Annotated in this window: 11 protein-coding genes; 5 read left to right on the forward strand and 6 right to left on the reverse strand. The window is 70.8% G+C overall.

All coding sequences use genetic code 11. From position 1 onward, the window contains the following. Positions 1-4 precede the first annotated feature (4 nt). Complete coding sequence (locus DL991_RS20600; protein WP_125785963.1) at positions 5-1,462, reverse strand: amidohydrolase; 1,458 nt, start codon at positions 1,460-1,462, stop codon at positions 5-7. A 93-nt stretch (positions 1,463-1,555) separates the two neighbouring features. After that, positions 1,556-2,008, reverse strand: coding sequence for a MarR family winged helix-turn-helix transcriptional regulator (locus DL991_RS20605; protein ID WP_125785964.1), 453 nt, complete (start codon positions 2,006-2,008; stop codon positions 1,556-1,558). A 142-nt stretch (positions 2,009-2,150) separates the two neighbouring features. Here DL991_RS20605 and DL991_RS20610 point away from each other — a divergent pair, with 142 nt between their 5' ends. The 3 genes from DL991_RS20610 to DL991_RS20620 all read left to right on the forward strand — a co-directional run bounded on the left by DL991_RS20610 (position 2,151) and on the right by DL991_RS20620 (position 6,270). Next, positions 2,151-3,332, forward strand: a complete 1,182-nt coding sequence (locus DL991_RS20610) for an MFS transporter (RefSeq protein WP_125785965.1) — start codon at positions 2,151-2,153, stop codon at positions 3,330-3,332. Between the two features lie 28 nt (positions 3,333-3,360). Next, on the forward strand, positions 3,361-4,194 hold the full coding sequence (locus tag DL991_RS20615) for an aldo/keto reductase (RefSeq protein WP_125785966.1): 834 nt from the start codon (positions 3,361-3,363) through the stop codon (positions 4,192-4,194). A 234-nt stretch (positions 4,195-4,428) separates the two neighbouring features. Beyond that, positions 4,429-6,270 carry a M48 family metalloprotease gene (locus DL991_RS20620; protein WP_233598920.1) on the forward strand — a complete coding sequence of 614 codons (1,842 nt, stop codon included), beginning with the start codon at positions 4,429-4,431 and terminating at the stop codon, positions 6,268-6,270. A gap of 322 nt (positions 6,271-6,592) precedes the next feature. Here the strand turns inward: DL991_RS20620 and DL991_RS20625 are convergent, their stop codons facing one another. Together DL991_RS20625 and DL991_RS20630 are read right to left on the reverse strand one after the other, a co-directional pair. Further along, positions 6,593-7,423 (reverse strand): SAM-dependent methyltransferase, encoded by an 831-nt coding sequence (locus DL991_RS20625; RefSeq protein WP_125785968.1) that lies wholly within the window; start codon positions 7,421-7,423, stop codon positions 6,593-6,595. Positions 7,424-7,562: 139 nt separating this feature from the next. Next, the gene (locus DL991_RS20630; RefSeq protein WP_125785969.1) at positions 7,563-8,660 is read right to left on the reverse strand and encodes a hypothetical protein; all 1,098 of its coding nucleotides are present in this window, start codon (positions 8,658-8,660) and stop codon (positions 7,563-7,565) included. 144 nt (positions 8,661-8,804) lie between these two features. Here DL991_RS20630 and DL991_RS20635 point away from each other — a divergent pair, with 144 nt between their 5' ends. Both DL991_RS20635 and DL991_RS20640 read left to right on the forward strand, forming a co-directional pair. After that, the gene (locus DL991_RS20635; RefSeq protein WP_125785970.1) at positions 8,805-10,130 is read left to right on the forward strand and encodes a serine/threonine-protein kinase; all 1,326 of its coding nucleotides are present in this window, start codon (positions 8,805-8,807) and stop codon (positions 10,128-10,130) included. Between the two features lie 43 nt (positions 10,131-10,173). Then, on the forward strand, positions 10,174-10,560 hold the full coding sequence (locus DL991_RS20640) for a hypothetical protein (protein ID WP_125785971.1): 387 nt from the start codon (positions 10,174-10,176) through the stop codon (positions 10,558-10,560). Here the strand turns inward: DL991_RS20640 and DL991_RS42975 are convergent. Next, positions 10,553-10,729 (reverse strand): hypothetical protein, encoded by a 177-nt coding sequence (locus DL991_RS42975; protein ID WP_199754019.1) that lies wholly within the window; start codon positions 10,727-10,729, stop codon positions 10,553-10,555. The two genes, DL991_RS20640 and DL991_RS42975, sit on opposite strands and share 8 nt — an antisense overlap. Before the next feature lie 450 nt (positions 10,730-11,179). After that, positions 11,180-12,757 (reverse strand): SpoIIE family protein phosphatase, encoded by a 1,578-nt coding sequence (locus tag DL991_RS20645; RefSeq protein WP_125785972.1) that lies wholly within the window; start codon positions 12,755-12,757, stop codon positions 11,180-11,182. Between the last annotated feature and the right edge of the window lie 115 nt (positions 12,758-12,872).

The raw sequence follows: 12,872 nt of genomic DNA on the forward strand, positions 1-12,872 counted from the left end.
AGGGTCAAGCCGCGTAGGTGACCCGGCCGTTCATGACGGTGGCCGTGACGGGGGTCTCGCGCAACCCTGCCGGAGTCAGCCGCGACGGGTCCACCGCGGTGACGACCAGGTCCGCGACGTCTCCGACGGCCACTCCGATCCGGCCGCCGGACGACGCCGCGAGCGCGGCCTCCAGCGGCATGGCCTGCTCGGGATGCCACGGCGGCCGGTCGTCATCGGTGCGGCTGACCGCCGACGCGATCGCGTCCCACGGGTCCAGCGGCGCGACCGGCGCGTCGGAGCCGAACTCCAGCCGCACCCCGGCGCGATGCAAAGCGCCGTAAGGGAAGGCCCGATCGGTCCAGCCGTGCCAGTGCCGGTCGGCGACGTCGCGGTCGTCCGGCTGATGGGCGGGCTGGACGCTCGCCGCGACGCCCAGTTCGGCGAAGCGCGCGACGTCCTCGGCGCACAGCAGCTGCGCGTGTTCGATGCGGCCCGAGCACCCGACGCCGGCGAAGGCGTCGAGCGCGATCTTGTTGGCATGATCGCCGATCGCGTGCACCGCCGGGGAAAGGCCGTGTTCGGAAGCCTTGCGCATCAACGGTTCCAGCTCCTCGGGCGGCAGTTCGAGCAGCCCGTGGGACTCCGTTCCGGCGTAGTGGCCCACGCAGTACGCGGTGCGGGTGTTCAGCGAACCGTCGACGAACAGTTTGTACGGGCCGACCGTGAGCAGGCCGCCGGTGTCTTCGAGGACGTCGCCGGTTCGGTGGCCGCGTTCGACGGCGGTGTCGAGCAGGTATTTCGCGATCACGCAGGAGATCCGGACCGGCAGGGGTTTCCGCGCCAGCCGTCGCCGCCAGTCGGTGACGGTGTCGGCGTACTCGTAGTCGACGATCTTGGTGACACCGCGGGCGGCCGCCGCGTCGAGTGCGTCGGCGACCCAGCCGTCGATGACGTCGTCGGGGGCGACCGGGAGTTCGGCCGTCGCGCTCATGCAGTCGTTCTCCAGCAGCACGCCGGTCGGGTGCTCGCGGCCGATGAGCTTCAGCGCTGCCGGGCTGAGCCACAGCGTGTGCAGGTCGGCGCTGAACAGGGCGACCGGATGCCCGGGCAGCGCCTTCTGCAGCAGGTCCTTGTGCGGGGCGTCGGACCAGAGGCCGTCGCGGAATCCGGCGCCGAGGACCAGATCGCCGGGCGGCACAGGATTCGCCAGGAGATGGGCGAGCACGAGTTCGACCGTGTGGGCGGCCGACGTCGCCTCCCCGAGCGGGATCCGGCGGCGCGCGGCCGACCACTGCGCGGTGTGCACATGCGCGTCGACGAGGCCGGGCAGCAGCGTGCCGCCGTGGCCGTCCAGGATCTCCGACGCCTCACCCGCCTGCCCCGGTCCCGCGATGGCCGCGATCCGGCCGCCTTTGATCAGCACGTCCGACAGGGAACCCGCCAAGCCGACCCGGACCCGGCGCAACAGAAGATCTTCCACGCCCTCACCTTGCCAGCCAGTGCCGCGATTCGGCACCTGCTTGCGGTGGTTCGCGATGCCGACCACCGCAAGCAGGTGCCGAATCGCGGGACGTCAGGAGCGGGCGAAGGTGAGCTTTCCGAGCGCGGCGACCAAGGGCGCGAGTTCGGGGAGTTCCTCGGCGGCGGCGAGTGCCTCGGTGAGGACGGTGTCGTGCGTCGGCCGCGCGGCCGCGAGCAGTTCCTGCCCGGCCGGGGTGACCTCGGTGTAGATCCCCCGCCGGTCGTCCGGGCACAGGTACCGCTGCAGCAGTCCCCGGTCCTCCAGCCGCGACACCAGCCGGGTCGTCGCCGACTGGCTGAGCACGACGGCGTTCGACAGCTGGTTCATCCGCAGGTGGAAACCGTCCTGGCGGGCGAGCACGTCCAGCACGGTGTACTCGGTGACGGACAGGGTGTGCTTCTGCGCCAGCGCGCGCTCGAGCGCGTCCTCGATCCGCGCGTGCAGTGCGGCCAGGGTCCGCCAGCCCTGCGCGCGTGCCTCCACGGCGTCGTCTGCCAGTGACACGGTTCACCTCTTCCCCGGTTGCCCGAGCTTCGTTGCGTCATGCATCATCAAGCGTGTGCAATATACGGCGCGTGCAACTATTTCAGGCGCTTGTAGTTGCTCACGCCAGTAACACCACTCTACGGGAAGAAGTGAGAACCCCATGCCTGCCGCTCTGCTCGCACTGGCGATCAGCGCCTTCGGGATCGGCACCACCGAGTTCGTGATCATGGGCCTGTTGCCCGAGGTCGCGGGCGACTTCGGCGTATCGATCCCCTCCGCGGGGCTGCTGATCTCCGGATACGCGCTCGGCGTCGTGGTCGGCGCCCCGATACTCACCGCGCTCGCGTCGCGGGTGCCGCGCAAGACGGTCCTCGTCGGCCTGATGGTCCTGTTCATCGCCGGCAACGTCGTTTCCGCGCTGGCCCCCACCTACGGCCTGCTGATGACCGGCCGCGTGGTCGCCGCGCTCTCGCACGGCGCGTTCTTCGGCGTCGGCGCGGTCGTCGCGGCCTCGCTCGTCGCGCCCAACAAGCAGGCAGGCGCCATCGCGATGATGTTCACCGGCCTCACCGTCGCCAACGTCCTCGGCGTCCCCGCCGGGACCGCGCTCGGGCAGGCACTGGGCTGGCGCTCGACGTTCTGGGCGGTCAGCGCACTCGGAGTCATCGGCCTGATCGGGATCCTCGCGCTGGTTCCCGTCCAGTCGACGACGAAGAGCGCGGGACTGCGCAGCGAACTGGCCGTGTTCCGGCGTCCGCAGGTGTGGCTCGCGCTGGCGATGACGGCACTCGGCTTCGCCGGGGTGTTCGCGTCCTTCACCTACATCGCCCCGATGATGACCGAGGTCGCCGGCTTCTCCCCCGGCGCGGTGACCTGGCTGCTGGTGCTGTTCGGCGCCGGGCTGTTCGCGGGCAACCTGCTCGGCGGCAAGGCGGCCGACCGGGCGCTGATGCCCAGCCTGTACGTCATCCTCGCCGTGCTCGCGGCCGTCCTGGTCGTGTTCGTCTTCACCGCGCACGCCCAGCTCCCCGCCGCGATCACCATCGCGGTCTTCGGCGCCGCCGGGTTCGCGACCGTCGCGCCGTTGCAGGCCCGCGTCATGAACAAGGCCGAAGGCGCGCCCGCGATGGCTTCGGCCGCCAACATCGCCGCGTTCAACCTCGGCAACGCCGCGGGCGCGTGGCTCGGCGGCAAGGCCATCGACGCGGGTCTCGGCTACACCGCGCCCAACTGGATCGGCGCCGGGCTCGCCCTCGCCGGACTGCTGGTCGCGGTCATCTCCGGCATGCTCGATGGCGGGCGGCGAAAGGCTCGTCGCGCCGAACTGGCCCCCGCCGCCTGACCCGCGAGTACCCACGAAAGGAACGCAAGTGACCGACATTCCCACCGTCAAGCTCAACAACGGGGCGGAGATGCCGCAGCTCGGGTTCGGCGTCTTCCAGGTGCCGGACGAGGAGACCACCGCCGCCGTCAAGGCCGCGCTGGACGCGGGCTACCGCAGCATCGACACCGCCGCCGTCTACGGCAACGAAGCGGGCGTCGGCAAGGCGCTCGCCGAGTCCGGGATCGCCCGCGACGAACTGTTCATCACCACCAAGCTGTGGAACAGCGAACAGGGCTACGACGCCACGCTGAAGGCGTTCGACGCCAGCATGGCCAAACTCGGCCTGGAGAAACTGGACCTGTATCTCATCCACTGGCCGACGCCGGAGCGCGATCTCTACCGGGACACGTGGAAGGCCTTCGAGAAGCTCTACGCCGACGGCCGGGTGCGCGCGATCGGCGTGTCCAACTTCCAGCCCGCGCACCTCGAACGGCTTCTCGACGCCGGTTCCGTGACCCCGGCGGTCAACCAGGTCGAGGTGCACCCGTACCTGCAGCAGGCCGAGGTGCGTGAGTACGACGCGAAGCACGGCATCGCGACCGAAGCGTGGAGCCCGCTGGCCAAGGGCGGCGATCTGCTCGGCGAGGACGCGATCAAGACGCTCGCTTCGAAGCACGGCCGGACCCCGGCGCAGATCGTGCTGCGGTGGCACCTGCAGCTCGGCAACGTCGTGATCCCGAAGTCCGTGACGCCGTCGCGGATCAAGGAGAACCTCGACGTCTTCGGGTTCACGCTGTCGGAGGAGGACATCGCGTCGCTGTCCGTGCTGGACCGGGGCGAGCGGACCGGTCCGGACCCCGACACCTTCAACGTCGCCTAGCCCCCTCCCCCGATCAGTCACCTACTTGCGGCCTCCCAGGAGCACGTCGCGCGCTCTGTGAGCGCAAGTAGGTGACTGATCGCGTGTTCGCAGGTCGTGGGCGTAGCTCTTTGTTCCGGCACGGAGCCGCTGTGTAGCCGGTTACTATTCGGCCGCACAGACGGCACTTGTGCGAAAAGAGGTAACCGGACGATGCAGGCCCGAGGACGCGCCGTCCTCGCGACACTTCTGCTCGTGGCGTTCCCAGTGGTGGTCGTCGCGGTGGGTGTCGCCAGTGTGCTGGCAGGCCTGCGGATCCAGGGCAAGATCGGCATGTACGTCATGCTCGCCGGGCTCGCGATCATGATCGCGCTGGGCTTCGGCCTGGTGAGCGCGTTGCGGGCGCGGCGTCCCCCGATCGAGGGGCCGCGGCTCGACCGCGACGCCCATCCCGCGTTGTGGGAGATGATCGACGACCTCGCCGCCCAGGTGAAGACGCGGCCGCCGGACGAGATCGTGCTGATCGGCGAGATCAACGCGGCGGTCAGTGAGGACGCCCGGTTCCTCGGTCTGCGGCCGGGGCGCCGCACGATGCTGATCGGGCTGCCGTTGCTGGCCGCGATGAGCGTGAGCGAGCTGCGTTCGGTGCTGGCGCACGAACTCGGGCACTACAGCGGCGGCCACACGCGGCTGCTAGCGCTGACCTATCGGGGCACCCAGACGCTCGCCTTCACCGTCGACAGGCTGGACGGCGGCCCCGCCAGGGCGCTGCTCTCCGCCTACTCGAAGCTGTACCTGCTGGTCGCCCGGTCGGCGAACCGGCGGCAGGAACTGCAGGCCGACGAGGCGTCGGTGCTCGCGGCGGGCAGCCGGACGGCGGCAGCGGCGCTGCGGAAGGTCGCGACGCTGAGCCCGCTCTGGAAGGACTACGCCGAGCGCTACCTCTCACTCGGCGCGACGGCGCGGCGCACTCCCCCGGTGCTGCTGGGGTTCCGGTCGTACCTCAATCACCCCGTCCAGCGAGACTGGGTGGCCGAGTACGCCGAAGACATCATCGACGGCGAGGAGCTGTCGAAATACGACAGTCATCCGCCGACGAAACGCCGGATCGCCGCGCTCGCCGGCGTGCCCGACAACCCGGTGAAGCCGGACGCGCGGCCGGGCTGGTCGCTGCTGGGGGCGCCGAAGGTCGACGTGCCGGAGGCGGAGCTGGACGTGCTGATCCGCGACGTCGGGCCGCGCGCGGACTGGGACGAGGTCGTCAAACGCGCGGGCCGGGCGTCGGTCGCTGAGGGCGCGAGGCTGCTGACCTCGGCCGGGCTCGAAAGCAGGCTGGCGCCGCGCGGCACGATCGGCGAGGTCGTGCGGGTCCTGCGCGACGGCGACGCCGAAGCGCTCGCCAGGCCCCTGCGGGCCCCGTCCCGCGAAGAGGGCCTCGACCTGCTGACCGAGCTGTTCGCCGACACCGTCACCGCCGCGATGATCGACAACGGCGTCGCCGCGCACCGCCTGAACTGGGGCGGCGGCTGGGAACTGTGCCTCGGCGACGGCGAGCCGTTCGACGTCGCCGAGCTGGTCGCCCCGGCGGTGCGGAGCCCGCGCGCGGTCGACGAACTGGTCCACAACCTGCAACTGCTGAACGTGCCCGCCGCGTACTTCTGCAAGCAGGAGCCCCAGCCCGAGCCCGATCCCGCCGAAGCCCGGATGCTCGGGCTGTTCACCGCGCTGAAGGCCAACCGGAGGCTCTACGACCTGATCGTCTGCGACACCGAAGTGATCTTGCTGCCGATGGCGCGCTCGGTGCTGGTCCGCCGCGGACTCGCCGGCCTGATCGGGGCGCGCGGGGTGTCGGACCGCAAACGGATCCGGAAGCTGCGGGAGCGCGGCCTCGACGATCTGCGCGCCGAACCGGGCGCGCGGCGGATCCCGTTCGCGGACATCGTTGACGGCGGTTTCCCCCGCCGGAAACTCACCGTGTTCCTGACGCTGGAGCTCTCCGACGGCGAAACGCTGGAACTCGCGATAACCGGCAACACCGAGGACTTCGGCACGGCCCACGACGAACTGAAGGCGTTCTTCAGCTCGCTGAAGGTCTGAGGCCGGGCGCTGTCGTGAGGGTTCTCGCATCCAGGCACGCGAGTCACGCCTACCGAAGTACATGAAGGCCCCCTTCCTTGCGCTAGGCGCAAGGAAGGGGGCCTTCATGTACTTCACGACCAGCCGCCGGAGGTCGCAGCCGCCCCACTGTCACCAGGGACCACATCCGACGGTAGCGAAAGCCTCCTTCACTACCGTCAGAGTAGGCAAGGAGGCCCTCACTACCAGGAGAACTCGTCCGCGACCGTCCTTTATGGACACAAGGCAAGGCCGCGGGCGCCCGGATCGCCCCTTCCGAGTTCCGTGAAGAGGGACCGGCGACCTAGAGCTTGATCCCCACGCCGCCGAGGCTCAGGTGGTTCAGCTCGGTCAGCGGCGCGAGGCGCGGGCCTTCCGGCCACCATTCGTGCAGGTGGACCAGCCCGGGCTCGAGGATCTCCAGCCCGTCGAACAGGGACTCGATCTCCTCGCGGTTTCGGTGCACCGTGCGATGCCCGGTGCTGCCCATGAGGTCGTCGAGTTTCCGCGCGAGCGCGCCGCGCGCGCCCTCGCCGGGGGTGAAGTCGTGGGTGATCAGTACGTAGGATCCCGGCGCGATCGCGTCGACGTAGGCGCGGACGACGGCCCGCGCCTTGCCGAAGTCTTCGATGTGGTGCAGCACCGAGTTCAGGATCACCGCGACCGGGCGGTCGAGTTCGATGTGCTCGGTGACCACCGGATCGGCGAGGGTCTGCTCGGGATCGGTCAGATCAGCGCCGCTGACGTGGACGAGGTGGTCTTCCAGCAGTGCCAGCCCGTGTGCCTGGACGACCGGGTCGTGGTCGACGTAGACGACCAGTGCGTCGGGGTTGTACCGCTGCGCCGCCTGATGGGTGTTCTCCGCGGCGGGCAGGCCGGAGCCGAGGTCGAGGAACTGGTCGATGCCGCGGGCGCCGGCGAGGAACCGGACCACCCGGTTCGCCCAGGAGCGGAACTCCTTGGCCATCGCGGCGGCGTCGGGGGCGAGGGCGAGCAGGTCGTCGACCGCCCGCCTGTCGACCTCGTAGTGGTCGTGCCCGCCGAGAAGGGCGTCCTTCATCCGGGCGAGGTTGGGCTTGCTGTAGTCGAGGGGAAGCGGGCGCCTCGGCACAGACCGGACCTCGTCCGAAGTCATGGACACGTTCCACCCTTCAGCCGCGCACGGGCCACGTGAACGTGCCCACGGCTCCCTCGACATCGACGGACCGTACACAGATTACGACATGGCGTGCATCTACGTGAACCTCCCCAAGGGCTTTGCCCACCTGCGATGATCACCCGAAAGCGAGCTCACGCCACGTGCCACCACCGTCGGTGGTGCGGTACACGGCCGATCCGCCGTCGGCATCGGGCAGCCCGTCCACGACCACGCCCACCCGTTCGTCAGGGAAGTCCAGGTCGTTGAGGCAGACGCCGCGGCCGCTGAGCTCCGTGGTCGTCCAGGTCGCCCCGCCGTCGGCGGTGCTGTGCAGGAATCCGGTGCCGCCGCCTTCCGCCGCGACGGTCGCCGACGAGGGCGACGCCGCGCTGAAGCTCTGGTTGATCCCGAGCGTGGGCGCCTGCGCCGTTCCGGTGAAGTGGCCGCCGAGCTTCGGCGCGCGCCACAGCCGCCGGACGGTCGCCCCCGGCTGCGGTGTCCCCGGTCCCCCGCTGCACAACGCCAGCACGTGCCCCTGCCGGACTCCGCTCAGCGAAGCCGCGCTATCCGCCGGGCAGGGCGGCGGCGCGGGCGCGAAGGTCAGGCCGTCGGACGACGTCCAGTACTTCTGGACGCGGTAGTCCGCTCCCATCGACACCTGGATCCCGCCGCTGGTGGCGACGTCCCCATAGGTGGACGAGCCGGTGACGGCGAACCCCGGGACGGGCTGGAGGAGCCGCGTTCCGGAGATCCCCGCGTACAGCGTCGTCGTCGACGGGCTGCCGAAACCGGTGACCATCGCGAACACCCGAGGCCCTGCTTCGGTGATTTTCGAAATATAGAAGGGTTCCCTGGCTCCGGCGAGCCGGACCTCCGACCACTTGCCGCCACCGTCGTGGCTGGCGAGCAGCCGGGTGCCGTCGGAGAGGAAGACGTCGCGTTCGTCGACCACCGTGAGCTTGACCTGATTGTGGTTGTCCGGCAATGAGATCGGCGGTTCGCCGACGCGCCGCCACCGCTTCCCTCCGTCGGTCGTCGACAGCAGGGACGCGCACCATCCCGGTCTGCCACACGGAAAGAAGCCGAGGACGAAGCCGCGCAGCGGCCCGGTCCAGCTCGTCGACGCGGGAGCGAAACCCTTGGGCACAGCCGAATCGGCGGCGGCGGGCGGAGTGAAGACGGCCAGGGCGGTCAGGGCGGTGGCGGCGAGCGCGGCCCACCGGTTCGGCTTCATGACCACGAGACGTCCGGCCCCCGCCGGGGTTGCCCGCCGTTCGGGGTGAACCCGCAGATCATCTCGGGTACGCTGTCGAACCTTGTTTCACCCGGGGCCGGACCGGGTATACGGCGTTCGGCCGGTGAGACGGAGGTAGCACCGATGGACGACGCGGGTCCGCGCGCTGACGGTGAGGTCGAAGACCCCGGCGAGCCTGACGCCGGGACCACCGAGCGCCGGTTCAGCCTGAACGTCCACGACCCGGACCATCTGCCGCGCAGGCTCGCCGGCCGGTACGAAGTCGGCGAACTGCTCGGCCGCGGCGCGACCTCGCGCGTTTTCCGAGCCCACGACCTGCGCGAAGGGCGCGAAGTCGCGCTGAAGCTGTTCCACGCCGACACGATGCTCCGGGACGAGCGCCGCCGGGAGCAGGAGATCGAGACCCTCAGCGCGGTCCGCCATCCCGGGCTCGTCCCGCTGTACGACGCGGGGTCCGACGACGGCTACACCTATCTGACGATGCGACTGGTCGACGGGCCGAATCTGGCCCAGCTCCTACGCTCGGGCCCGCTCCCCCAGGACACGGTCGTCGAACTGGCCGCCCGGCTGACCGACGCGCTCGCGCACGTCCACGCGCACGGCATCACCCACCGCGACCTGAAACCGGCGAACATCCTGATGGCCGACGACGGCCCGCTGATCGGGGACTTCGGGGTGGCGCACGCCTTCGACGCGACCAGGGTGACCGAGACCGGTGGTGTCGTCGGCACGGCGGCGTACATGGCGCCCGAGCAGGTCCGCGGTGAGAACGTCGGCCCGCCCGCCGACATCTACTCTCTCGGCCTGGTCCTGCTCGAATGCCTGTCCGGGGAGCGGGAGTACACCGGGACGCCGGTCGAAGCCGCGGTCGGACGGCTGCACCGGCCGCCCCGGATCCCCGAGGGTCTGTCGGTGACCATGACGACGCTGCTGCGCGGGATGACCGCGCGGAAGCCGTCGCAACGCCCGACGGCCGCGGCGATCTCGCGGATCCTGCTGGAGGACTCCACCGGGACGAAGGTCGTCCTTCTCGCGCCCGCCACCCGCAGGCGGGCGGCCGTGGTCGCCGCCATCAGCGCGCCCGCCGCCGCGATCACCATCGGTGTCCTGCTGGCGGCCAACCAGACCGGGGCGAACCCGCCGGCTCCGCCAGGCGGAATGTTCCCCCCGGCGGCGACCGGCTCGTCCACTCCGGTGGCGGGCCGAGGAGCGCCATCCTCGGAGGCCGTCGAAGTGCCCACAGGCGGCGTGAACGCGCCCCAGGGCACGGTCGAGGTGACCGAGGCCGTCCCGGTCTCCGCGAATCCGCCGGCCACCACCGAAAGCACCGGTGCCACCTCGACGCCGAAAAGCACGACCGCTTCCAGCGACCGGCCGGAAACCTCGGTCAAACCGAGCAAAACGAGACCCAACCCGCCGACCAGGAGCAGGCCAGGGCCACCCGGCTGAGCGACCGCCCGGCCGGGGTGTCCACAGTGGATGGGAGACGGCGATGAGCTACCTCAACGACCCGCGCGAGCCGCAGGAAGAGATCGTCGAACAGACACCCGCCAGGATCCGCGCGGTGCGGATCATCAACGCCGTCGTCCACGCGGTGTGCTGGATCTTCGCGCTGGTGCTGATCTTGCACATCCTGCTCGTATTCGGCGAGGCCAATCCGGGGAACGGGTTCGCGCGGCTGATCGACCAGTGGTCGCGCGGCGTCTCGCTCGGGCTCCGCAACCTGTTCACCCCGGAGGGCCTCAAACTGCGCACCCTGTTCAACGACGGTCTCGCCGCGCTGTTGTGGCTGATCATCGGCGGCGTGGTGACCGACCTGGTCTCGCGGATCGGCCTCCCCGGGCCGAAACGGGTCTGGTACCGGCGCACGCTCAGTTGAGCGAACCCGGCTTCGCCTCGGGGGCGTCACCGGCCTGGGCCTGCTCGGCCCTGGCATCGGTGACGTCCGGGGTGGCGGCGGCCTCCGCGGGCTGTTTCGGATCCGGCTCGGGCTCGGTGTCGAAATGCTCACGGCACCACCGGCCGTAGCGTCTTGCATGCACGGTCATCGCGGCACCTCCTTTTCTGCCACCACGATCCCCCATCCCTGTGACGCGCGCCACTCGTTTACCCCGCGAAGGCGGTCACGATCGCGGATTCATCGTGCCGCCGGGCAGTACGAGCGCGTCGAAGCCCGGACCGGGCCGGCCGAACCATGGGCATGAAGTCCCGCAGCGGCGGGTATCTGCCCGCATGCGACTTCGGCGAGCGGACCTGAGGTCCCCCGCAGAGGTCGTGGCTTCGGCTGTCTGACCGCGGACGGCGAGCCGCTGAAGGACCGGCGAACGATCGAGCGGATCGACGCGCCGGCACGGAAGCTGCCCAAGCTACGCGAAACGGGTGCGGCTGGTCCGCCGCCTCCGGCGGGTGCGGGGCGGCGACGTGCGCCTGCTCGCTTATCGCAACGGCGACGGCTTCACCGCCAAGCGCGGCAGATCGTCGAGCGGGCGGTGGTGCGGCTACTGAACGGGTCGTGACGCTTCGATGGCGAGGACGGCGATGTCGTCGTGCGCCCCGCTGCCGAGCCATTCCCGCACCGCGGACCGGATCCGGGCGACCACCTCGCGGCCGGACAGCCCCCGGCAGCCGACCAGCAGTTCACGCAGCCGCTCGTCCCCGAACAGGTCCGACGGCCGCTCGTGATGCCGTGCTTCGGTGATCCCGTCGGTGTAGAGCAGGCAGACGTCGCCCTCGGCCAGCCGGATGGCCGTCTCGGCGAACCGGGCCTGCGGGGAGATGCCGACCAGGGTGCCGGGCAGGGTGATCTCGTCGACCCCGCCGCGGCGGCGCACCACCAGCGGCGCGGGATGCCCGCCGGAGGCCAAGGTGACGCCGAGACCGTCTTCGCCCGCCAGCACCGAACCGAGCACCAGGGTGGCGAACCGGCCGCTGCCGCCGGTGATGAGCAGGGAGTTGAGCAGGCTCAGCAACGTCGTGTTGTCGTGCTCGACGAGGTCGAGCGCGGCGAGGGTCTGCCGGACCCTGCCGGTGAGCGCCGCCGCTTCGGCGCCCTTTCCGCAGACGTCGCCGAGGACGAACATCGCGCTGCCGTCTTCCCGCGGCAGGACGTCGTAGAAGTCGCCGCCGACGTCGAGCAGCCCGCCCGACGGCTCGTACCAGACGTCGAACTTGACGCCGTGCACGTCCGGCGGCGGGGTCGGGCGCAACGTGGTCTCCAGACCGCGCGTGGCCTCTTCCTGGCGGGCGTAGCGGTGCGCGTTCGCCAGCGCCGTGCCCGCCGCGCGGGCGAACTCGGTCACCGCGCGCGGATGGTCCTCGCCGAACGCGGCCGCGCCACGCCTGCCGAGCACTACCGCGCCGGTGACCCCGGCACCGCCGTCGAACCCGAGTGAGACCACGGTCACCGACGGATGGACGGCGAGCCGCTCCGCGACGACCGCGGGCAGCGTCGCGACCTCCTCCTCCGGGACCGCTTTGGCCTCGGGTTCCTCGGTGGAGGCGAAAGTGCCGGCGAGCACCGGCGCCAGCTGGGCCGGGACGCGGCGGATCCGGCCGTGGCCGTGGTTGGTGCGATGGTCGCAGCTCCACCACTCCCAGCGGCCGCGGGTGGTCGGCAGCAGGACGAACACGCAGTCGGCGAGTTCGGCCGCGGCGACCTCGGCGATCACTTTGGCCGTCCCGTGCCGTCCGCGTGCGGAGGCGAGCCTGGGCGCCGAAGCGGCGAGGAAGCCGTCCACGCGCGGGCCGTCGGCCGCGACCGCGGAGGTCACCGTCCACGCGTGCCAGCCGCCGGGCAGTGTCCGGATCCGCGCGGGGAACCGGCGGCCGGTGTGTTCGACATGCCCGACGTCGGGGCCTTCCGCGGTCAGCACCGGGCGGCCGCCGCCGAACAGCTCACGGGCGGCGGGATTCGACCAGCGCAGCGCGCCGCCGACGTCCTGCACGAGCACCGCGTCACGGACGTCTTCGAGCAGCTCACGCCAGAACCTGCCGGATTCGGGCAGCGCACCCTCGCTCGTCGTGGTCGACGACTCCGAGGGGAGCGACGTCGAGGCCGGGGCGGGCCGTGACACCATTCCCGGACCTCCTCCTGCCTTGCGGGTAGCGCAGTGTGAGCGGGCGGACTGGCTCGAAGTGTAGGTCGAATCATGGCACGCTGATGCGACGACCATGGCTTGGCATGCGTGGTGG

This window comes from Amycolatopsis sp. WAC 01375 (assembly GCF_003947325.1).
Lineage (GTDB): Bacteria > Actinomycetota > Actinomycetes > Mycobacteriales > Pseudonocardiaceae > Amycolatopsis.